The sequence below is a fragment of the Frigoribacterium sp. CFBP9030 genome, from assembly GCF_034045195.1.
Taxonomy (GTDB): Bacteria; Actinomycetota; Actinomycetes; order Actinomycetales; family Microbacteriaceae; genus Frigoribacterium.
Map to the genome: position 1 here is coordinate 73481 of NZ_JAXCWG010000002.1, position 21902 is coordinate 95382.

The 21902-nt window shown below is 72.9% G+C and carries 15 protein-coding genes; 9 read left to right on the forward strand and 6 right to left on the reverse strand.

The window, feature by feature from the left end; all coding sequences use genetic code 11:
• Positions 1 to 100: 100 nt before the first annotated feature.
• Positions 101 to 403: a putative quinol monooxygenase gene (locus SOM13_RS02560; RefSeq protein ID WP_192060508.1), complete on the forward strand. Its 303-nt coding sequence runs from the start codon at positions 101 to 103 to the stop codon at positions 401 to 403.
• Between the two features lie 94 nt (positions 404 to 497).
• On the opposite strand, the gene SOM13_RS02565 is transcribed toward SOM13_RS02560, so the two are convergent.
• Positions 498 to 3947: a DEAD/DEAH box helicase gene (locus SOM13_RS02565; protein WP_320478839.1), complete on the reverse strand. Its 3450-nt coding sequence runs from the start codon at positions 3945 to 3947 to the stop codon at positions 498 to 500.
• Positions 3948 to 4025: 78 nt separating this feature from the next.
• Positions 4026 to 5543 carry an MFS transporter gene (locus SOM13_RS02570; RefSeq protein WP_320477282.1) on the reverse strand — a complete coding sequence of 506 codons (1518 nt, stop codon included), beginning with the start codon at positions 5541 to 5543 and terminating at the stop codon, positions 4026 to 4028.
• A 75-nt stretch (positions 5544 to 5618) separates the two neighbouring features.
• On the opposite strand from SOM13_RS02570, the gene SOM13_RS02575 reads away from it, so the two are divergent.
• The 4 genes from SOM13_RS02575 to SOM13_RS02590 all read left to right on the forward strand — a co-directional run bounded on the left by SOM13_RS02575 (position 5619) and on the right by SOM13_RS02590 (position 12514).
• Positions 5619 to 6239, forward strand: coding sequence for a TetR/AcrR family transcriptional regulator (locus SOM13_RS02575; protein WP_192060505.1), 621 nt, complete (start codon positions 5619 to 5621; stop codon positions 6237 to 6239).
• A gap of 141 nt (positions 6240 to 6380) precedes the next feature.
• On the forward strand, positions 6381 to 9017 hold the full coding sequence (locus SOM13_RS02580) for a carboxylate--amine ligase/circularly permuted type 2 ATP-grasp protein (protein WP_320478840.1): 2637 nt from the start codon (positions 6381 to 6383) through the stop codon (positions 9015 to 9017).
• Positions 9018 to 9146: 129 nt separating this feature from the next.
• Positions 9147 to 10007 carry a beta-phosphoglucomutase family hydrolase gene (locus SOM13_RS02585; RefSeq protein WP_320478841.1) on the forward strand — a complete coding sequence of 287 codons (861 nt, stop codon included), beginning with the start codon at positions 9147 to 9149 and terminating at the stop codon, positions 10005 to 10007.
• Positions 10004 to 12514 carry a glycoside hydrolase family 65 protein gene (locus tag SOM13_RS02590; protein WP_192060503.1) on the forward strand — a complete coding sequence of 837 codons (2511 nt, stop codon included), beginning with the start codon at positions 10004 to 10006 and terminating at the stop codon, positions 12512 to 12514. The genes SOM13_RS02585 and SOM13_RS02590 overlap by 4 nt, the downstream gene beginning before the upstream one ends.
• A 189-nt stretch (positions 12515 to 12703) precedes the next feature.
• Here SOM13_RS02590 and SOM13_RS02595 read toward each other — a convergent pair whose 3' ends face one another.
• Positions 12704 to 13069 (reverse strand): hypothetical protein, encoded by a 366-nt coding sequence (locus SOM13_RS02595; protein ID WP_192060502.1) that lies wholly within the window; start codon positions 13067 to 13069, stop codon positions 12704 to 12706.
• A gap of 262 nt (positions 13070 to 13331) precedes the next feature.
• On the opposite strand from SOM13_RS02595, the gene ligD reads away from it, so the two are divergent.
• Positions 13332 to 14348, forward strand: a complete 1017-nt coding sequence (ligD, locus tag SOM13_RS02600) for a non-homologous end-joining DNA ligase (RefSeq protein WP_320478842.1) — start codon at positions 13332 to 13334, stop codon at positions 14346 to 14348.
• Between the two features lie 126 nt (positions 14349 to 14474).
• On the opposite strand, the gene SOM13_RS02605 is transcribed toward ligD, so the two are convergent.
• Positions 14475 to 15638, reverse strand: a complete 1164-nt coding sequence (locus SOM13_RS02605) for an ATP-dependent DNA ligase (RefSeq protein WP_320478843.1) — start codon at positions 15636 to 15638, stop codon at positions 14475 to 14477.
• A gap of 39 nt (positions 15639 to 15677) precedes the next feature.
• On the opposite strand from SOM13_RS02605, the gene SOM13_RS02610 reads away from it, so the two are divergent.
• Both SOM13_RS02610 and SOM13_RS02615 read left to right on the forward strand, forming a co-directional pair.
• Complete coding sequence (locus tag SOM13_RS02610) at positions 15678 to 15971, forward strand: hypothetical protein (protein ID WP_192060500.1); 294 nt, start codon at positions 15678 to 15680, stop codon at positions 15969 to 15971.
• A 55-nt stretch (positions 15972 to 16026) separates the two neighbouring features.
• Entirely contained in the window at positions 16027 to 17646 is a 1620-nt protein-coding gene (locus SOM13_RS02615; protein ID WP_320478844.1) for a molybdopterin-dependent oxidoreductase, read from the forward strand.
• 85 nt (positions 17647 to 17731) lie between these two features.
• Here SOM13_RS02615 and SOM13_RS02620 read toward each other — a convergent pair whose 3' ends face one another.
• Positions 17732 to 18460, reverse strand: a complete 729-nt coding sequence (locus tag SOM13_RS02620) for a response regulator (protein WP_320478845.1) — start codon at positions 18458 to 18460, stop codon at positions 17732 to 17734.
• Complete coding sequence (locus SOM13_RS02625; protein WP_320478846.1) at positions 18454 to 20118, reverse strand: sensor histidine kinase; 1665 nt, start codon at positions 20116 to 20118, stop codon at positions 18454 to 18456. The genes SOM13_RS02620 and SOM13_RS02625 overlap by 7 nt, the downstream gene beginning before the upstream one ends.
• A gap of 252 nt (positions 20119 to 20370) precedes the next feature.
• On the opposite strand from SOM13_RS02625, the gene SOM13_RS02630 reads away from it, so the two are divergent.
• A complete protein-coding gene (locus SOM13_RS02630) occupies positions 20371 to 21834 on the forward strand; it encodes a cation:dicarboxylate symporter family transporter (RefSeq protein WP_320478847.1) in 1464 nt (487 codons plus the stop codon).
• The last annotated feature ends 68 nt before the right edge of the window (positions 21835 to 21902 follow it).

The following is a 21902-nucleotide window of genomic DNA, read 5'->3' on the forward strand; positions in this document are numbered from 1 at the left end:
GAGGCGCGAGCGGGGAGGCGCGTCGCGTCCGAGGAGGCGCGGTGCGGGCAGACGGGGGAGACGCGCGTAGCGTCGACCCTCCGACCGCAGGAGGAACCGCATGACCACGACCGTCCATCTCGAGGTGCACTTCGACGCCGACAAGCTCGACCTCGCCCGCGACATCGTCCGGGAGACGCTCGTCGCGACCCGTGCCTGGCCGGGCTGCCAGGACCTCGTGGTCGTCGTGGACGACGACGACCCGACGCGCGCCATCGTCGTCGAGACCTGGGCGACGGCCGCCGATCACGAGGCGTACGTCGCGTGGCGCGCGACGCCCGAGGGCGCCAACCGGCTGCCCGAGGTGCTCGTCGAGCCGCCGACGACCCGCTCGTTCTCGACGACGATCCCGCTCGACGCGTAACGCCCCCGCGCGGACCACGACCCGGGCCCGGCGCCGACGCTCAGCGCCGGTGCCGGGTCAGGGTCGGCGCCGGGCGCGCAGACCCGGCGCCGGCTCAGACGTCGAGCAGACCGCGGATGTCGTCGGCGGTGAGCGCCGAGCTGAAGACCGCGTCGTCGTCCATGACGGCGTCGAACAGCTGCGCCTTCTTCTTCTGCAGCGCCAGCACCTTCTCTTCGATGGTGCCGTTCGCGATCATCCGGTAGACCATGACGTTCTTCGTCTGCCCGATGCGGTGCGTCCGGTCGACGGCCTGCGACTCGGCCGCGGGATTCCACCACGGGTCGAGCATGAAGACGTAGTCGGCCTCGGTCAGGGTCAGCCCGAACCCGCCGGCCTTGAGGCTGATCAGGAATGCGGGGGCGTCGCCGGTCTTGAAGCGCCGGATCACCTCGGCCCGTCGACGCGTCGACCCGTCGAGGTACTCGTGGGCGATGCCCCGCTCGTCGAGCCGCGCGGCGACCCGCCCGAGGAACGACGTGAACTGACTGAACACGAGCGCGCGGTGCCCGCCCGCCACGACGTCGTCGAGCTCGTCGATCAGCTGGTCGAGCTTCGCCGACGGGATGTCGGCGTAGGCCTCGTCGAGCAGCGCCGCGTCGAGTGAGAGCATGCGCAGCAGCGTCAGCGATCGGAACACGATGAAGCGGTTGCGGTCGAGGTCGTCGATGAGGTCGAGCAGCTTCAGGCGCTCGCGCTGCAGGAAGGTGTCGTAGAGCTCGCGATGCGCGGGCGCCAGATCGACGCGGAGCACCTGCTCCTGCTTGGCCGGCAGGTCGGCCGCCACCAGCTCTTTCGTGCGGCGGAGGAGGAGCGGGCGGATCCGCCGACGCAGCCGGTCGAGGTGCTCGGGTCGCCCGCCGGCCTCGATGGGCTTCACGTAGTTCTCGGTGAACGCGCTCGCCGTCGAGAGCAGACCCGGGGCGACGATGCGGAACAGCGACCAGAGATCCATCAGGCTGTTCTCGAGCGGAGTGCCCGTGATGGCGATCGCGACCCGGGTGTCGAGCTCGACGGCGACACGGTGCGCCTGCGACGCCCGGTTCTTGACGAACTGCGCCTCGTCGAGCACGAGCGCCGCCCAGGTGTGCCCCTGGTAGGCCGCGGCGTCGAGTCGGAACAGCGCGTACGAGGTGACGACGACGTCGGGCACCGGCCCCGCGCCTCCGTCGAGGGCGGTCGCGAGCGCGCCCCGGCTCTTCCGCTCCGTCTCGGTCACCCCGTGCACGACGAGACCCGGGGCGAACCGGGCCGCTTCGAGCACCCAATTCGCCACGACCGAGGTCGGCGCCACGACGAGGAACGGCCGCCGCTCGGCAGGGTCCTCCGTCTCGCGCACGTGCGCCATCAGGGTGAGGGTCTGCAGGGTCTTGCCGAGACCCATGTCGTCGGCCAGCACCCCGCCGAGCCCGTGCTCGTAGAGGAAAGCCAGCCACTCGAAACCCTCGCGCTGGTACGGGCGCAGGGTCGCGTTGATCGATGCGGGCACCGCCGGGGGAGTCGTGACGAGCCCCGACCCGTCGCCGTCGTTACCGCCATCGCCATCGCCCCGCTGGGCGAGCGCCAGGAGCCCGCCCACGGCCGAGCGCCACCGGTCGGCCTGCACCGTCTCGTCGGCGAGGTCGTCGATCTCGGCCCAGAGACCCGCCTGGTACCGGTTGATGCGCGGCCCGGTCTCCCACTCGTCGAGCGAGGCCGCCTCGTCGAGCAGGCGCTTCAGCTCGTCGAAGACGGGCGAGCCGAGCGAGAGGTACGAGCCGTCGACCAGCAGCATCTTGCGCTGCCGCTTGGCGATCGCCGTGAGGAGCGGCACGAGGGGCAGCGTGCGCCCCTCGACGGTGACCAGCACCCCGAGGTCGAACCAGTCGCGCTTGTCGGTCTCGATCGTCGTCACGGTCAGATGCGGCTCGTCGGTGAGCTCGCGGTAGTCGGGTCGCGTGCCGACGAGGTCGACGAGGACGTCGGCTCGGGCTTCGAGCGCCGGCAGCACCTCGGCGGCGAACTCGGCCGCCGCGACCCCGGTGAGAACCGTGTCTCGAGGAGGCGCGGCGAGCTCGTCGAGGACCGGCACCGGTCCATGGGCGTCGAGGGGCAGCCGTCGGCCGTCGATCGACCAGCCCCACGAGAGCCGCAGCGTGTGCGACCTCTCGAAGCCGACCGTGAGCAGGAGGCTCGGCGGCACGATCTCGGGCAGCTCGACGGACGAGTCGGAGCTGACCACGTCGACGCTGCGGCGGAGCGCGGGGTAGAAGTCGGCGAGGAACTCGGCGGTCTCGGCGGCCGGCACGAGGATCTCGGGGGTGAGGGTCAGCAGCCGACGCTCGTCGGCGCCGAGCGGCGCGGCCGTCGGAGCCAGCACCACCGACAGCGCCCGCGACGTCTCGGCCGTCCACACCCCGTGGTCGCCGACGACCCCTGCGATCGGCGCGCGACCGGTCGAGCCGTCGATCGAGACGCCGGCGGTCAGCAGCACGGACCCGTCGGCGGCGCGGGTCGCGTCGACGGTCACCTGCGCCTGCTCGCCGATCGTCACATCGGTCGCGCGCTTGCCGGTGACGAAGGCCACCCCCAGTCGCGAGGCCTCGGCGAGCAGCGGCCAGAGCAGCGGGCTGGCGAAGTCGTCGAGGTGCAGCCAGTCGGCGTCGCCGGGCACGTAGGTCGCGACGACCGACCGGTGCAGGGCCGCGAACTGACCGAACCAGGCGTGCTGATCGGGGTCGACGGCGAGACGGTTGAGCTGATAGGGCAGCGACGTCCAGGTCAGGGAGCCTCTGACCCAGTTGCCGGTCGCGCTGAGCGTGACCGGTCGCACGCCGAGGCGGGGCGGCATCGATCGACCCGTTCCGCCCGGCGGGCGTCGGCCGCCCGGCCGTGGGGCGGGAGCCCGGTCGCGCACCTCGAACAGCAGCCCCATGCCGGTCGTTCGAGCCGAGGAGGCGCGGGTCGACCGACCGAGGGAGCCCACGACCGATCGCCAGTCGCCCGGGTCGACCGCACGCGTCGGCGACCCTGCGCTCGACGCCGAGGTGATCTCGCCCAGGGCGGACCCCGCCAGGCCGCCGGACGACAGCGCACCGGACGGCAGCGCACCCGACTGCAGCCCGCCGCTCGACGCCCCGCGTCGCTGCAGCAGGGCCGCGGTGTTGCTCTGCAGCAGCACGGCCGCGATGTGCTTGCAGTCGCCGCCGATGGGGCAGCTGCAGGCGCTGCGCAGCGGTCGGCTGTAGTCGCCCCGGCCGGCTCGCACGACGATCTCGCTGAGGTACGGGGTGGCCTCGGTGCCCTGCACGGTGCCGGTGATGCGTTCGTCGGCGGGGTGCCACGACGTCTCGGTGACGGCACCCGTCGCCGCGTACTCCTTCGCCCGGTTGAAGGCCATCGGCCCGACGAGTCGGATGATGTCGACGGCGTCGATCAGCGGCGTGAGAGGGGAGAAGTCGGCCTCGGCCCCGTCGTCGCCCATGCCGTCCGTGTGGTCCATGCCGACCATGATGTCAGCAGCCACCGACGCCGAGAGCGTCGAGGGCGGGCCCTGTGGAGAGCCCGCCCCGAGGGGTCGTGCGCGGCCGCGAGACCGGGACGATCAGGCGGGGACGGCGACCGGCCCGGTCTCCGTCGAGATCCCGGCCCGCGCCTCCTCGTCCGGCGCCTGGGGCGCACGTCGGCGGAACAGCAGCGCGGCGATGACGGCGCCGACCGCGAAGAACGCGGCTCCCCACCAGTACGCGGTCGCGTAGCCCGCGACCGCGGCCTCGGCGGCGACCGCACCCGTCGTCGACGTGCTGTCGATCAGGTAGTTCGCCGTGGCCGTGGCCGCCAGCGTGTTCAGCAGCGCGGTGCCGATCGATCCGCCGACCTGCTGGCTGGTGTTGACCATGGCCGAAGCGACTCCGGCGTGCTCGCGGTCGACTCCGAGGGTCGCGGTCTGGATCGACGCCGGCATGATCGACCCCATGCCGAAGCCGAGCACCATCAGAGCGGGCAGCACGTCGCCGGCGTAGCCGCTGTCGAGATCGAGCCTGGTGAGCAGCAGCATGCCGATCACGCCGAGGGTCATGCCGAACGGCACCATGATCTTCGGACCGAAGCGCGGCACGAAGATGTTGGTCGACAGCTGCGCAGCGAGCACGAGCATGCCGATCATCGGCAGGAACGCGAGACCCGTCTGCGTCGGCGTGTAGCCGAGCGAGGTCTGCAGGTAGTACGTGACGAACAGGAAGATGCCGAACATGCCGGCACCCGCGATGGTGACCGAGCTGTACGCGGCGCCCCGGTTGCGGTCGAGCACGATCGACATCGGCAGCAGCGGGTGCTCGGCACGGCGCTGCCAGAGCACGAAGGCGGTCAGCAGCACGACGGCCGCGACGAGGAACCCCCAGGTCAGAGGTGAGCCCCAGCCCTCGTTCTCGGCGTTCGAGAAGCCGTAGACGAGCGAGAAGAGCGCGGCCGAGACGAGCACGGTGCCGGGCACGTCGAGCTTCGGGCGCGGGCCCGTGCGGGTGATGTGCGAGACGAAGACCGCGGCGCCGGCGATGGCCACGACGGCGATGACGACGTTGATGTAGAGGTTCCAGCGCCAGGAGGCGTACTCGGTCAGGAACCCGCCGAGCAGCAGGCCGATCGCCCCGCCGGCGCCGGCGATCGCGCCGAAGACGCCGAACGCGCGGGCGCGCTCCTTCGGCACGGTGAAGGTCGTGGTCAGCACGGCGAGCGCGGTGGGGGCGAGCAGTGCGCCGAACGCGCCCTGCAGCGCTCGCGCGAAGACGAGCAGCCCGAAGCTGTCGGCGGCGCCGCCGAGGGCCGAGGCGAGCGCGAAGCCGATCAGGCCGACGATGAAGGTGCGCTTGCGGCCGATCAGGTCGGAGATGCGGCCGCCGAGCAGCAGCAGGCTGCCGAAGGCGAGCGAGTAGGCGGTGATGATCCACTGCCGGTCGCCGTCCGAGAAGCCGAGGTCGGCCTGGGCGGCGGGCAGCGCGATGTTGACGACGGTCGAGTCGAGCACGACCATCAGCTGGGCGAGGGCGACGGTGGTGAGGGTCCACCAGCGGCGGGACGAGGAGGCGCGGGTCGCGTCGCCAGAGAGCGGAGAGGTCCGAGACATGGGCGCGAGCATATACGAGCCTCGTCGGTTTCGGATATGCCCGGTCTCGCAAACTCGCGAGGTAGAGTCACCGGCATGACCGATGCACCGACGCCCGGCCGCCCGGGGCGGAAGCGCGATCACAGCCGCGACCCCGAGATCCTCCGCTGCACCATCGACGTGCTGGCCGAGACGGGCTTCGAGGGCATGACCATCGAGATGGTCGCCGCCCGCGCCAAGGCCGGCAAGGCGACGCTCTACCGCCGGTGGGCGTCGAAGGGCGAGCTCGTCGTCGACGCGGTCGCCTGCTTGAAGCAGGGCGCGGTCGATCTCGACGACCTGCCCGACACCGGCACCCTCCGCGGCGACCTCGTCGCGATGATCAAGCCGCAGAGCATCGACGAGGCCGAGAAGAAGATGCGGGTGATGGCCGGGGTCGTCACGATGCTCTCGACCACGCCCGAGCTGGCCGACGCCGTCGACAGCGCCATCGTGCAGCCGCGGGCCCAGGCCAATCGGCTGCTCATGCGCCGCGCCCTCGAGCGCGGCGAGATCGACCCCGCCACGGACATCGAGTCGCTCGCGCTCGTCACGCCGTCCATGGTCTCGTACCGGGTGCTCGTGCTCCGCAGGCCCGTCGACCGCGACTTCCTGATCTCGCTGATCGACGGCGTGCTGCTCCCCGCCGCCGGAGTGCGGCAGCCCGCCGACGCCTGATCCGCGGGCTCGCCGGCACCGCGCCTCCTCGGCACCGCGCCTCCTCGGCACCGCGCCTCCTCGGCGCCGCGCCTCCTCAACTTCTTGTGAATTCCTCATGTAACCCGCCCCAACGGTGTCCCTGAGCCCTAGGGTCGGGCCATGACTGCGGAGTTGACGCTCGGGGCCGAAGAGGAGCTGCATCTGATCGACGTCGCCACGGGGCGGTTGTCGACGAGGGCGCCGCACCTGCTGAGCCGCCTGCCCGCCGACCGGTTCGGCGCCGAGCTGCAGCGCTCGACCATCGAGACGAACGTGCCCGTCGTGCGGACGCTGAGCGACCTCCGTCGCGAGATCGTCGAGCTGCGCCGCGAGGTCGCCGAGGTCACCGCCGCCGAGGGTCTCGCCGTCGCCGCCGTCGGCACGGCGCCCCGGTCGGAGTTCGCCGACTTCGAGCTGACCCCCACCGGGCGCTACGGGCGCATGCACGAGCAGTACCGACTGCTCGTCGACGAGCAGCTGATCTGCGGGCTGCAGATCCACGTGGGGGTCGCCGATCGCGACGTCGCCGTGCGGATCGCCGGTCGCGTTGCCCCCGTGCTGCCCGCCCTCCTGGCGCTGTCGGCGAGCTCGCCGTTCTGGAACGGACAGGACACCGGCTACGCGAGCATCCGATCGATCATCTGGCAGCGCTGGCCGAGCGCCGGCGCCACCGGCCCGATGCGCGACGCCGCCGAGTACGACCGCCTGCTCGACGACCTCATCGCCTCGGGCGTCATCGCCGACGCGAAGATGGCCTACTTCGACGTGCGGCCGTCCTCGCACGCGCCGACCCTCGAGCTGCGCACCTGCGACGCCTGCCCGCTCGTCGACGACGCCGTGCTGATCGCCGGTCTGTACCGGGCCGCCGTGCGGCACGCCGAACTCGATGTGCTGGCCGACCGGCCCTACGAGCTCCGGGCCCAGCCGCTGCACCGCGCGGCGATGTGGCAGGCGGCGCGGGCGGGCCTCTCGGGCGAGCTGCTCGACCTCGACGCGCACCCGTCGCGCCTGCCGGCCCGTGACGCCGTCCGCGCGCTCGTCGAGCACCTCCGGCCCCAGCTGGAGGAGCTCGGCGACTACGACGACGTGCGCGACCTCGCCGAGGCCACCCTCGCCCGCGGCAACAGCGCCGACCGGCAGCGCGCCGCCTTCGCCGAACGGGGCGAGCTCGACGACGTGGTGGCGCAGGTGCTCGACGAGACCCGGGGCCCCGCCGCCGGGCGTCGCGCGGCCGTGCCGACCCTGACCGGCTACCGGCTCCGGGCCGGAGACGAGGCGATCGGGCCCGGACTGCAGCCCCGTGCCGCCTACGCCGACATCGCCGCCTTCTTCGTCGACCTCGGCGCGGAGGGCCTCCGCGAGCGCGTCGCCCACCGGGACCGCTGGGCCGAGGAGGCGCGGGTCGGCCCCGTCGTCGACGGTCACGAACGCGAGTTCCGCGGCGACCTCGTGCCCCGCGTCGTCGGCCGGCACGAGTGGGCGCGACTCGAGGCGGGGCTCACCCAGCGCGCCCGGGCCATCGAGGCGTTCCTCCGCGACGCCTACGGCGACCGCCGGGTCGTGGCCGACGGCGTCCTCGCCGAGCACCAGGTGGTCGGCGCCTCGGGCTGGCGCGACGAGGCGACGCGGCTGCCGGCCGACGTCGTCCGCGCGCCCCTCCAGGGGTTCGATCTCGTCCGCACCGAGTTCGGCTCGTGGCGGGTGCTCGAGGACACCGTGCGCTCGCCGGGCGGCGCCGCCTTCTCGCTCGCCGTCCGCGCGATGCTCGACGCGGTCGTGCCCGACGCCCCTCGACCGGCCGGGCTGCTCGACCCGACGACCGTCTTCCCGATGCTGCGACGGACGCTGCTGGCGCACGCCGCGCCTCCTCGGTCCGTCGACGGCGACCTCGCAGGCGACCGGGATGGCGACCTGGGCGGCGACCGCGGCGGCCACCGCGACCGCGAGCGCGTCGCGGCGCTGCTGAGCGACGGACCGGGCAGCTCGGGCTGGTACGAGCACCGGGTGCTGGCCGACGGCGCCGGGCTGCTGCTCGTGCGACCGGGCGACCTGATCGTGCGCGACGGGCTCGTCGTCGAGCGGGCGACCGGCACGGTGATCGACGCCCTGTACGTGCGCCTCGACGGCGAGCTGATCGACGCGGCGTCGCCCGACGACGACCGGCTCGGCGAGCACCTGATCGACGCGGCCGTCGGCGGGGGAGTCGTGCTCGCGAACACCCCCGGCACCGGTCTCGCCGACGACAAGTCGATGTACTGCGCCGTGCCCGACCTCATCGCCTACTACCTCGGCGAGAAGCCGCTGCTCGAATCGGTGCCGACCTACCGACCCGGCGACCCGGCCGAGCGGGTCTCGGTGCTCGAACGGGTCGGCGAGCTCGTCACCAAGCCCGTCGACGGCCGAGGAGGGCACGGGGTGCTGATCGGACCGTCCGCCTCGGCCGCGGCCGTCGGCGCGCGCCGGGTCGCCATCGCCGCCGACCCCGCGCACTGGGTCGCCCAGGAGGTCGTCCAGCTGTCGTCGCACCCCACCCTCACCGCCACGGGGCTGCAGCCGCGGCACGTCGACCTGCGCTGCTTCGTGCACCTCACCGGGCTCGGCGAGGGCGAGAGCGCGCTCGCCGACCTGGCCCTCACCCGGGTCGCCCCGGAGGGCAGCATGGTGGTGACCGCCGAGCAGGGCGGCGAGCTGAAGGACACCTGGATCGTCGGACCCGAGGAGGCGCGCGAGGGGGAACTCGTCGACGCGCGGTCGTGACGGGCCCCGTCCGTCGCCGCCGACCTGACAGACTGAGCGCGGACACCCCGCGGGGTGTCGTGCCTCACCGGATCACCGACGCTCCGATGACGACCTCCTGACTCGACATCGCTCGAAAGTGATCGGCCCGTGCCTGCATCCCCGCCCTCCGAGGCCCCGCGCGACGTCTCCCGTCTCGCCTCGCTCGACGCTCTGCTCTTCGATCTCGACGGGGTGCTGACACCGACCGCCGAGGTGCACATGCGCGCCTGGTCGCGACTGTTCACCGAGTACTTCGAACCCCGAGGGCTCGCGCCGTACACCGAGGCCGACTACTTCGAGCACGTCGACGGCCGCCCGCGCTACGACGGCGTGCGCGCCATGCTGGCCGCCCGAGGCGTCACCCTGCCCGAGGGGTCGGACGACGACGGGCCCGACGTCGAGACCGTGCGCGGTCTCGGCAACCGCAAGAACGCCGCCTTCGCGGCGGAGCTCGACGAGAACGGGGTCGCCGCGTACCCGGGGTCGGTCGAGTTCCTCGACCGGGCGATCGCGCTCGGCATCCGCGTCGCCGTCGTCTCCAGCTCGCGCAACGCCGTGCCCGTGCTCGAGGCCGCCGGTCTCCGCGACCGCTTCGACGTCATCGTCGACGGCGTCGTCGCCGCGGCGGAGGGCATCACGGGCAAGCCCGCCCCCGACACCTACCTCGAGGGCGCTCGCCGTCTCGGGCTGACCGCCGCCGACTGCGTCGTGGTCGAAGACGCCCAGTCGGGCGTCGAGGCCGGTCGTCGCGGGGCCTTCGGCCTCGTGCTCGGCGTCGACCGCGGCACCGGGGCGCAGACCCTGCTCGACTTCGGGGCCGACGTCGTCGTCGACGACCTCGCCGAGGTCGTCGGGAGCCTCGGTTCGTCGCGGACGCAGGCCGACGCGCCCTCGGACCCACCGCCTCCTCGGATCGCTCCGAACACCGACCACGACATCAGCACCAGCCCGCGAGAGGACCAGCCGTGAACCACATCACGTCCGACCCGCTCGACCGCCGCCGGTTCCCGGTCGACGAGTGGGCCCTGATCGAAGACGAGTACCACCAGGGCGACGAGGGTCGCACCGAGACGGTCTTCGCGGTCGGCAACGGCTACCTGGGTCTCCGCGGCAACCCCGACGAGGGGCGCGGCGGGCACTCGTTCGGCACGTTCATCAACGGGTTCCACGAGACGTGGCCCATCCGCCACGCCGAAGAGGCCTTCGGGTTCGCGCGGGTCGGTCAGACCATCGTCAACGTGCCCGACGCCAAGGTGATCCGCCTCTACGTCGACGACGAGCCGTTCGTGCTGTTCGAGGCCGACATCCTCCGGCACTGCCGCCGCCTCGACTTCCGCGACGGCGTGCTCGTCCGCGAGATCGAATGGCGCACCCCCTCGGGCAAGCAGGTGCTCGTCACCAGCCGCCGCCTGGTGTCGTTCGAGGAGCGTCACCTCGCCGTCATCCAGTACGAGGTGACGGTGCTCGACGCCGACGCGTCGCTGCTGATCTCGAGTCAGATCCTCAACCGCCAGGACATGGGCGACGAGTACCACGCCGGGATGCGCGCGGCGGCCGACGCCTTCGACCCGCGACGGGCCGAGTCGTTCGACGACCGCGTGCTGCAGCCCGAGCTGCGTCGCAACGGCGGGTCGCGCGCCATCCTCGGCTACCGCACCACCAACTCGGGCATGACCCTCGCCGTCGGCGCCGACCACGTGCTCGAGACCGAGAACGGCTGGGACGAGTCGTCTCAGATCGACGACGACATCGCGAAGCACGTCTACCGCGTGCGCGCCAAGGCCGGTCAGAAGGTCACGCTGACCAAGACCGTCGCGTACCACACGTCGCGCGGGGTGCCGCCGCGCGAACTGGCCGATCGCTGCGACCGCACCCTCGACCGCATCGCCGATCAGCCCATCGAGAACGTCTTCGCCGAGCAGCGCGCCTGGCTCGACGACTACTGGGCCCGCAGCGACGTCGAGGTCGCCGGTCAGCCCGAGGTGCAGCAGGCCATCCGTTGGAACCTCTTCCAGCTGGCGCAGGCGACGGCCCGCACCGACGGCCAGGGCATCGCCGCGAAGGGCGTCACCGGCTCGGGTTACGGCGGGCACTACTTCTGGGACACCGAGATCTACGTGCTGCCGTTCCTCACGTACACGTCGCCGAACGTGGCCCGCAACGCGCTGCGGTTCCGGCTCGGCATGCTCGACGCGGCACGCGACCGCGCCGTCGAGCTGAACCAGCGCGGGGCGCTGTTCCCCTGGCGCACGATCAACGGTCTCGAGTCGTCGGCGTACTACGCCGCCGGCACCGCGCAGTACCACATCGACGCCGACATCTCGCATGCCCTCAGTCAGTACGTGCAGGCGTCGGGCGACCAGGACTTCCTCGAGCGGGGCGCCGTCGACATCCTCGTCGAGACCGCCCGTCTCTGGGCCGACCTCGGCTTCTGGCGGTCGAACGGCGATCAGCGGTTCCACATCGACGGCGTCACCGGGCCCGACGAGTACACGACCGTCGTCGACGACAACCTGTACACGAACGTCATGGCCCGCGCGAACCTCCGGGCCGCCGTCCGCACGGTCACCTGGCTGGCGAAGGAGTCGCCGGCCGCCTACGACCGGCTCGTGGCGCGCCTCCGCCTCGAGGACCACGAGGTCGACGGTTGGAGCCTCGCCGCCGAGGCCATGCACATCCCCTACGACGAGCACCGCGGCATCCACCCTCAAGACGCGCAGTTCCTCGACAAGGAGCTCTGGGACCTCGACGCCACGCCCGAGAACAAGCGCCCCCTGCTGCTGCACTACCACCCGCTCGTGATCTACCGCTTCCAGGTGCTGAAGCAGGCCGACGTCGTGCTGGCGCTCTACCTGCAGGGCGACGAGTTCACCGCCGAGCAGAAGCTGCGCGACTTCGAGTACTACGACGCGCTGACGACCGGCGACTCGACCCTCTCGGGCGTCGTGCAGTCGATCGTCGCGGCCGAGGTGGGGCACCACCAGCTGTCGCAGCAGTACTTCCTGTCGTCGCTCTTCGTCGACCTCGCAGACCTGCACAACAACACCTCCGACGGGGTGCACGTCGCCTCGACCGGCGGCATCTGGAGCGCGCTCGTCAACGGGTACGGCGGCATGCGCGACTGGCTCGGCCGCTTCAGCTTCGACCCGCGTCTGCCCGGCGAATGGACCGAACTCACGTTCCGGGTGCAGATCCGGGGCAGCCGCGTGCGCGTCGACCTGGCCCAGCACGAGATCGTCTTCACCATCGAGACCGGCGGCGAGGTCGAGCTGTGGGTGCGCGAGCAGGGCTTCACGGTCACGCCCGAGGCGCCGGTGCGCATCGCGCTCGACGACCAGGGGCCGCGCATCACCACCAAGGTGCCGACGACGAACGACCTGCGCGGGCTGATGCGCGCCGACGGGTCGGTCATCACGGCGTCGATCCCGACGATCAGCGTCGACCGGTACGAGACGGACGACGAGGCGGGCGCCTAGGCACCGCTCCGTCTCGCGCGGGTGCGTCAGTGGTCAGAAGGTGTCCTCCGCGGCGCGCGGAAGGGCGGTTTCTGACCACTCGAGTCGCGAGGTGGGCCCGCCGGGTGCGTCGGTGGTCAGAAGATGTCCTTCGTGGCGCGCCGAAGGGCGGTTTCCGACCACTCGGGCGAGGGCGGGCCGCAGGCTCGCTCAGAAGGGGCCGGCGGCGGCAGCCAGCGCCTCGAAGAGGGCGGTCGCATCGTCGTCGCGACGCTTGACCGAGGCGCCGATCGTCCCCGTCGGGGGCCGCAGCTCGCCATCGACGCGCGTCCCGCCGTCGACCGCCGTGAACGTCAGCCGGAACGCGACGTCACCCGTCGCCGTCGCCGACCGGCGAGACAGCACAGCGCCGTCGTCGTCGACGCTGGTCACGGTGAACGACGGGCTCGTCTGCACAGCCCGACGCACCAGCGCGGGGACCATCGTCGGAGGAAGACCGAGCACCAAGGAGGCGCGGGTCAGCTCCGCATCTCCCCGCTCGACCCGAGGACCCTTGGACTCGCGAGAGCTGCTCATGCGCACAATCTAGCGCGGGCGTTCCCCGCCGCCACCTCCGCTCCATGAACTGCGTCCGCGAAGCGGGCCACTCCTCCCCATGAACCGCGTTCGCGAAGATGAACCGCAATAGATCGCGGTTCATCTTCGCGAACACGGTTCATCGTCGCGCATGTCACCCGCCGGGCCGCACCCCCACCCCGCCCGTCGGGCCGCACCCCGCCCGCCGGGCCGCACCCCGCCCGCCGGGCCGCACCTCGCCCGGCGGACTAGCGTCGCGCGCATGGCCTCCGAATCGACGACCCTGCGGGTGGGCGACCGCGACGTCCGGGTCAGCAGCCCCTCCCGGGTGCTCTGGCCCGACCTCGGCGTCACGAAGCTCGACCTCGCCCGCTATCTCGTCGAGGTGGGTGCGCCGTTCGTCGAGGCGAACGGCGACCGCCCGATCTCGCTGCAGCGCTTCGGCGGCGACGTCGACGGCGACCAGTACTTCTCGAAGAACCCGCCGCGCGGCACCCCCGACCACGTCCGCGCCGTCGACGTCACGTATCCGAGCGGGCGCGTCCACCCGCAGCTCGTGATCGACGAACCCGCCGCCGCCGTCTGGGCCGCGCAGATGAACACCCTCGTCTTCCACCCGTGGGCGTCGCGCGCCGAGCAGCCCGATCTGCCCGACCAGCTGCGCATCGACCTCGATCCGCAGCCGGGCACGGGGTTCGACGACGCCGTCCGCGCCGCTCTCGACCTCCGCGAGGTGCTCGCCGAGGCGGGACTGACCGCCTTCGTCAAGACGAGCGGCAACCGCGGGCTGCACGTCTTCGCACCGATCGAACCCGAGCACGAGTTCCTCGTGGTGCGGCACGCGGTGATCGCCGCCGCCCGCGAGCTCGAGCGTCGCGCCCCCGACCGCATCACCACCGCCTGGTGGAAGGAGCAGCGCGGCGAGCGCATCTTCGTCGACTACAACCAGGCCAATCGCGACCGGACCATGGCGGGGGCCTGGTCGCCTCGGGCGCTGCCCCGCGCCTCCGTCTCGCTGCCCGTCGGCTGGGACGATCTGCCGACCGTCGACCCGGCCGAGCACACGGTGCTGACGGTGCCCGACCGGCTGCAGCGGCTGGGCGACCCGTGGGCGGGCATGCACGACAGCCCGGGCCGCATCGATACCCTTCTGGGCTGGTGGGAGCGCGACGTCGCCGACGGTCTCGGCGAGCTGCCGTTCCCGCCCGACTTCCCGAAGATGCCGGGTGAGCCGCCCCGCGTGCAGCCCAGTCGCGCCCGCACGCCCGCAACCGACTGACCCGCCCGCTACCGAGCCGAGGAGGCGCGGGTCGCCAACCGAGGAGGCGCACGGAACCGAGGAGGCGCGGGTCGCCTCCCGAACAGGCGCCTCCCGAGCAGACGCACCCGGGGAGGCGCGGCGCGCCTACCCGAGCACGTCGCCGAGGTCGTACGCGGCCGGCACCTCCAGCTGGTCGAAGCCGCACGAGCGGGCGTCGCGATCGGGCCGCCAGCGGGCGAACTGCACCGTGTGGCGGAACCGCGACCCCTCCATCTGGTCGTAGCGGACCTCGACGACCCGCTCGGGCCGGAGCGGCACGTACGAGACGTCCTTGCCCGACGAGAACCGGCTCCGTTCCGTCTCGGCGTGCGACACGCCGCCGTCGGCATCGTGGGCCACGAGGGGTTCCAGCTCGGCCACGAGCTCGAGGCGACGCGCGTCGGAGAACGCCGACGCGCCTCCTACGTTCCTCAGCTCGCCGTCGGCGTCGTACAGGCCGAGCAGCAGCGACCCGACCCCGGCGCCGCTCTTGTGCACCCGGTAGCCGAGCACGACGACGTCGGCCGTGCGGTGGTGCTTGATCTTGAGCATGGTGCGCTTGCCGGGGGAGTACGGGGCGTCCAGGGGCTTCGCGACCACCCCGTCGAGCCCGGCGCCCTCGAACTCGGCGAGCCAGCGGCGGGCGAGATCGACGTCGTCGGTGGTGCGGCTGACGTGCAGCGGCCCGGTGCCGTCGCCTCCGCCGACGGTCTCGACCAGGAGGGCACGCCGTTCGTCGAAGGGCGCGTCGACGAGCTCGCGGTCACCGAGGGCCAGCAGGTCGAAGGCCACGAAGAGGGCGGGGGTCTCGACCGACAGGGTGGCGACCCGGGACTCCGCGGGGTGGATCCGCGCACCGAGCGCCTCCCAGTCGAGCCGCTCGCGACCCGGCTCGCCGGTGCGGACGACGATCTCGCCGTCGAGCACGCACGGACCGGGCAGCAGCTCGGCGAGCGACGCGACCAGCTCGGGGAAGTACCGGGTCAGCGTCTTCGAGCCGCGGCTGCCGATCTCGATCTCGAGGGGGCGGCGGCCGGTGCCGCCGTGCGGGGCGCCTGGTTGGGTCGCTCCGCCGGAGTCCGTCTCTCCGCCGGCGTCGGTCGCTCCGCCGGGCTGGTCCGCGTCCAGGTATCGGGCGTAGACGATGCCGCGGAAGCCGTCCCACTTCGGCTCGTACGACAACCCGCCCGGCACCGAGTCGGGCTCGGGCACCTCGGCGACGGCCTTCGCGAGCATCGGAACGACGGGATGAGCGGCGTCGGGGATCATCACCCGAGTGTGCTCCGGTCACGCGCCTAAGGTGAGGGGATGAAGACCCTGCACTACGCCGGCGCCCGCCTGACCGTGACCGACGAGCTCGCCGAGACGCTGCTCGCCGCCTCGATGGAGTTCGCCGACGACGACCGCACGTTCCGCGTGCCGGTCGCCTGCCGCATCGAGGGGCGCTCCGAGATCGCCCAGCTGGTGCTCGGCCCCGGCATCCCGCTGCTGGTCGTCGACGCCCCCGACGCCGAGGCCGACGCCGGCGACCCGCCCGGCTCGGAGTCGGCCGTCGCGCTGATCGTCGAACTGATGGAGAGCCTCGTCGGCGACGACGACTGACCGCGGCGCGGCTGCGCGGAGGCGACTCCCCGGAGGCGCGGCCTAGCCTGGCAGCATGTCCGTGCGTCTGGAGTCCCCGCCCCGTCCCGCCGGCGTCGGGATGACGACCCGCGCCTCCTCGGCCTGGGCCGCTCTGGCCGGCGTCGTGTCGGTGACGGCGTTCCTCGCGTCGGCCGAGGCCGTGGCGTGGGTCACCGGCGCCGGCGGCAGCCCGCTGTTCGGCGTGGGCTCGGCCGCGATCGACCTGGCCCCCGCGGCCGTCAAGAACCTGATGGTGTCGCTGTTCGGCACCGGCGACAAGGTGGCCCTCTTCGTGCTGATGGGCGTGCTGCTCGTCGCGATCACCGCGGGGGCCGGCGTGCTCGAGCATCGCCGCCCGCCCGGCGGCAAGATCGTCTTCGGCATCGGCGGGGTCGTCGCGCTCGTCGCCGTGCTGACCCGGGCCGACAGCACCTCGCTCGACGGCGCCCCGACCGCCGTCGGCACCGTCGTGTCGCTGGTCGTCCTCACCGCGCTGATGACGCGCCTGCACCGCTGGGAGGCCTCGACCGAGCCGGGCTGGGCCGCCGCGACCGTGCCCGAACCGCCGCTGCGCGGCCCCGGGCTCGAGCGCCGCGGGTTCCTGGTGATGGCGATCGCCGTGGGTGCGGCGTCCGTCGTCGTCGGCACCGGCGCCCGTCTGGTGAACGCGACCCGGGCGAACGTCGGGGCGCTCCGCGACGCCCTGACCCTGCCCGCGCCGGCGCAGGCCGCTCCCGCGGTGCCGGCCGGCGCCTCCCTCGACGTCGAGGGCATCACGCCGTACGTCACCCCGAACGCCGACTTCTACCGCATCGACACCGCCCTGCAGGTGCCCTCGATCGACCCGGCCGAATGGAGTCTGCGGATCCACGGTCTCGTCGACCGCGAGATCGAGATCTCGTTCGACGAGCTGCTCGCCCTGCCCCTCGAAGAGCACTACGCGACCCTCAGCTGCGTGTCGAACGAGGTCGGCGGCGACCTGATCGGCACGGCGCTCTGGCTCGGCTACCCGATCCGCGCCCTGCTCGAGCGGGCCGGTCCGCAGAGCGGCGCCGACATGGTGCTCTCGACCAGCAGCGACGGGTTCACCGCGGGCACGCCGCTGTCCGTGCTGGTCGACGACGGGACCGACGCGATCCTGGCCGTGGGGATGAACGGCGAGCCCTTGCCTCAGCAGCACGGGTTCCCGGTGCGGATGGTCGTGCCCGGGCTGTTCGGCTACGTCTCGGCGACGAAGTGGGTCGTCGACCTCGAGGTCACCCGGTTCGCCGACACCGAGGGCTACTGGACGCCGCGCGGCTGGGACGCCCTCGGGCCCGTCAAGCTGGAGTCGCGCATCGATACGCCGAAGGCGGGCGCGTCGGTCGACGCCGGCCGGGTGCCGATCGCCGGGGTGGCCTGGCATCCGCACACGGGGGTCTCGGGCGTCGAGGTGCGGATCGACGGCGGGGCCTGGGTCGCCGCCGAGCTCGCCGAGTCGGTCTCGGCCGACACCTGGGTGCAGTGGGTCCACCGCTGGGACGCCACGCCGGGCGACCACACCGTGCAGGTGCGGGCCACGGGTGCCGACGGCGTCACGCAGTCGGAGACGCCGCTGCCCCCGGCCCCGAACGGCGCCGAGGGCTGGGACGAGCACACGATCACCGTGCGCTGACCGCGCCGGGACGTCACTCGGGCCGGGGCGCCCGTCACTCGCGCCGGGGCGTCACTCGCGGCCGCGCGTCACTCCCGCCTGCTGGTCACCGGCGCCCCAGCCACCGGTACGTGCTCTCGGGCCGCCCGGGCGAGCCGTAGCGCTGGTCGCGGCGCACGAGGCCGGTGGTCTCGAGGTGCTCGAGGTAGCGGCGCGCCGTGACGCGCGAGACCCCCGTCGACCCGGCCAGCGCCTCCGCGGTCCACGGGTCGGGTCCGCCGCGCAGCACCGCGACGACCCGGTCGAGCGTGGTGGGCGAGAGGCCCTTGCCGAGCGCGGGCGCCGTCGTCGTGCGGAGGGTCGCGAGCCCCGCGTCGACGTCGCCCTGGGTCACGAGTCCGCCGTCGGGCGTCAGCGACGACCGGAACGTGCGGTACCCCTCGAGGCGCTCGGCGAACGTCGCGAAGGTGAACGGCTTGATCAGGTACTGCACGATGCCGAGCGAGACGGCGGCGCGGACGACCTGGACGTCGCGCACGGCCGTGACCGCGATCACATCGACGGTGGACCCCGCAGCGCGCAGGGCCCGGCAGAGGGCGATGCCGTGCGTGTCGGGCAGGTTCATGTCGAGCAGCACGAGGTCGATCGAGGGGTCGTCGCGGAGCCGATCGAGGGCCTCTCGCCCGTCGTGGGCCGTGGCCGCCACAACGAAGCCGTCGACGCGGCCGACGTAGGCGACGTGCGCCTCGGCGGTCAGCGGCTCGTCCTCGACGACGAGCACCCGGACGTCCGCGGCGGCTGAGGGCCCGGGCTCCGAGGAGGCGCGGGTCACCATCGCCCACCCCCGCCGTCGATCGTCGCGGCCGCGTCGGCGGTCGCGGCGTCCGAGAACCGCACCGAGAAGGCGGTCCCGTCGTCGCCCGTGGTCACCGTGATGCCGCCGCCGGCGCGGGAGACCGCCTGCCGCACGAGCGCGAGCCCGACGCCCCGACCGGTGCTGCCGGGCTCCTTCGTGCTGAAGCCGCGGTGGAACGCCTGCTCGACGTCGCCGAGCCCCGGCCCGTCGTCGGCGACCGTGAAGACGACGGCGCCGCCGAGCTCGCCGCCCTCGCTCTGCTCCCGTCGCGCCGTGATCCGCACGGTGCCGGCGGCGGCGTCGAGGGCGTTGTCGAGCAGGTTGCCGAGCACCGTCACGAGGTCGCGCGGCTCGACGTCGACGGTGCCGAGCGCGGGGTCGACGTCGATCACGAGGTCGACGCCGCGTTCGCGCGCCTGGGCGGACTTGCCGAGCAGCAGCGCCGCGAGCGCCGGTTCGGCGACGGACGAGACGAGGCTGTCGGCGAGTCGCTGGTCGACGTCGAGCCCGGTGGCTGCGAACCGCAGGGCCTCGTCGCCGCGACCGAGCTCGATCAGCGAGACGATCGTGTGCAGCCGGTTCGAGAACTCGTGCGTCTGCGAGCGCAGGGCGTCGGCGAGCGTCCGCATCGTCTCGACCTCGTCGGCGAGGTCGGTCAGCTCGGTGCGGTCGCGCAGCGTGGTCACCGTGCCGAGGGTGCGTGCCGGGACGACGCGACCCGCGCCTCCTCGGCTCGGGGTCCCGGTGCGCTGCTGGTTGACGACGAGGACGCGCTCGTCGGTCACGTGCACCTCGTCGACGGCGACGCGCCCCTCGACGAGGAGGCGCGCGAGGGAGTCGGGGAGGTCGAGGCTCTCGAGGGGCACCGGCCGGTCGACCCCGCCCGGCGGCAGACCGAGCAGCTCGGCCGCCTGGTCGTTGCAGAGGGTGAGGCGACCGCGTCCGTCGACGAGCAGCAGGCCCTCGCGCACGGAGTGGAGGACGCCCTCGTAGTAGTCGAAGAGGCGGCCGAGCTCCTCCGGGCCGCGGCCCCTCGTCACTCGACGGAGGTAGCGGCTGAGCAGCCACGAGGCGAGGGCGCCGATCAGCACGGTCGCGAGGGCGGCCGCGAGCACCAGCGTCAGTCGCTGCTCGAGGGTGTCGGCGATCGCCGACACGGTGACCCCGGCCGCGACGAGGGCGACGACCTCGCCGTCGGCGCCGAGCACGGGGACGACGGCCCGCACCGACGGGCCGAGCGTGCCCGTGTAGGTCTCGGTGAACGAGCGCCCGGCGAGCGCGGGCTCGATCGTGCCGACGAACGGCCGACCGATCTCGGCGGCGTCGGGGTGCGTGAGACGGGTGCGGTCGGGGCTCATGATCGTGACGAAGTCGGTCGACGTGTCGCGCATGAGGTCGAGGGCGTAGGGCTGGAGGCGCGCACTCGGATCGGTCGTCGTCAGCGCGTCGAGCACGAAGGGGTTGTCGGCGATCCCGGTGGCGAGCGCGAGGCAGGCGCGGGCGGCGGAGGAGTCGGCGTCGGTGCGCGCCGAGCGGATCGTCCACACGGTCGCGAGGGCGGCGATCAGCACGATGACGACGACCTGCAGGGCGAACAGGCGCGCGGCGATGCTCCACCGGGGGTGCGGTCGGGTCATCGGGTGGCTCCTCGTCGAGTCGGGCGGCGCGGGGTCGTGCGGCGGGGGTCGCGCTGCACCGGTCGCGCTGCACCGGGTCGCGCTGCACCGGGTCGCGCTGCACCGGATCGTGCGCCGCGGGCCCGCGCGAGCCGGCGTGACCAGTATGACCAGAACCTCGACCGGGGCCGGACCGCACGACAGGCTCGCCCGAATGCACTCCGCAGACCGTCGACGACGACGTCGATCGGACATGAGAACGAGGAAGTCCCCATGGCTAGGACGCACAAGGGCGCCGGCGCGCCCGCCCCCGGTGGCAGCACGACACCGTCGACACCCACGGCGGGCGGCGGGCGGACGCGCCGTCGCATCGACCGCTCGCACTGGCTGTACATCGCCGTCATCGTCGCGGTCGCGGCCGGCATCCTCGTCGGTCTCACCGCGCCCGAGGTGGCCGTGCAGCTGAAGCCCATCGGCACGGCGTTCGTCTCGCTCATCTCGATGATGATCGCCCCCGTCATCTTCTGCACCATCGTGCTCGGCGTCGGGTCGATCGCGAAGGCGGCGACGGTGGGCAAGGTCGGCGGTCTGGCGCTCGGCTACTTCATCGCGATGTCGACCTTCGCGCTCGGGATCGGCCTCGTGGTCGGCAACCTCGTGCACCCGGGCGAGGGTCTGATGGTCGGCTCGACCGGCTACGAGGCCCCCGCGTCGGAGGAGGCCGGCGGCACCGCGGGGTTCCTGCTCGGCATCATCCCCGAGACCCTGGTGTCGTCGCTGACGTCGGGCTCGATCCTCCAGACGCTCTTCGTGGCCCTGCTCGTCGGGTTCGCACTGCAGCGCATGGGCACCCGCGGCGCCACCATCCTCGAGGGCGTCCGCAACCTGCAGGTGCTGGTCTTCCGCATCCTCGCGATGATCATGTGGGTCGCGCCGATCGGCGCCTTCGGGGCCATCGCCGCGGTCGTCGGCGAGACCGGCGTCGCCGCGATCATCGCGCTCGGCACCCTGATGATCGCGTTCTACATCACCTGCATCGTGTTCGTCGCGGTGGTGCTCGGCTCGATCCTCAAGCTCGTCACCGGGGTCAACATCTTCCGGCTGATGAGGTACCTCGGTCGCGAGTACCTGCTGATCGTCTCGACCTCGTCGAGCGAGGTCGCCCTGCCCCGCCTCATCGCCAAGATGGAGCACCTGGGCGTCTCGAAGCCGGTCGTCGGCATCACGGTGCCCACCGGGTACTCGTTCAACCTCGACGGCACGGCCATCTACCTGACGATGGCGTCGCTGTTCATCGCCAACGCCATGGGCACGCCGCTCAGCGTCGGCGAGCAGATCTCGCTGCTGCTGTTCATGATGATCGCCTCGAAGGGCGCCGCCGGGGTCACCGGCGCCGGCATCGCCACGCTCGCGGGCGGGCTGCAGGCTCACCGTCCCGACCTGGTCGACGGCGTCGGCGTGATCGTCGGCATCGACCGGTTCATGTCGGAGGCCCGCGCGCTGACGAACTTCACCGGCAACGCGGTCGCGACCGTGCTCGTCGGCACCTGGACGAAGCAGATCGACCCCGAGCGCGTCGAGACGGTGCTGTCCGGACGGGCGCCCTTCGACGAGGCGACGATGAACGCCGACGGGCACGGCTCGTCCGACAGCGCGGTCGACGACGCCGCCGCCGCGGGTGAGGCGCCCTCCGCCGCCGCGGTCGCGACCGACGCGGAGACCGGCACCCGACGCTGAGACCTCCCGTGGCCGTGCGTGGGGCACGGCCACGGGAGCGGGCGTACCGTCGCCGAGGAGGCGCGGTG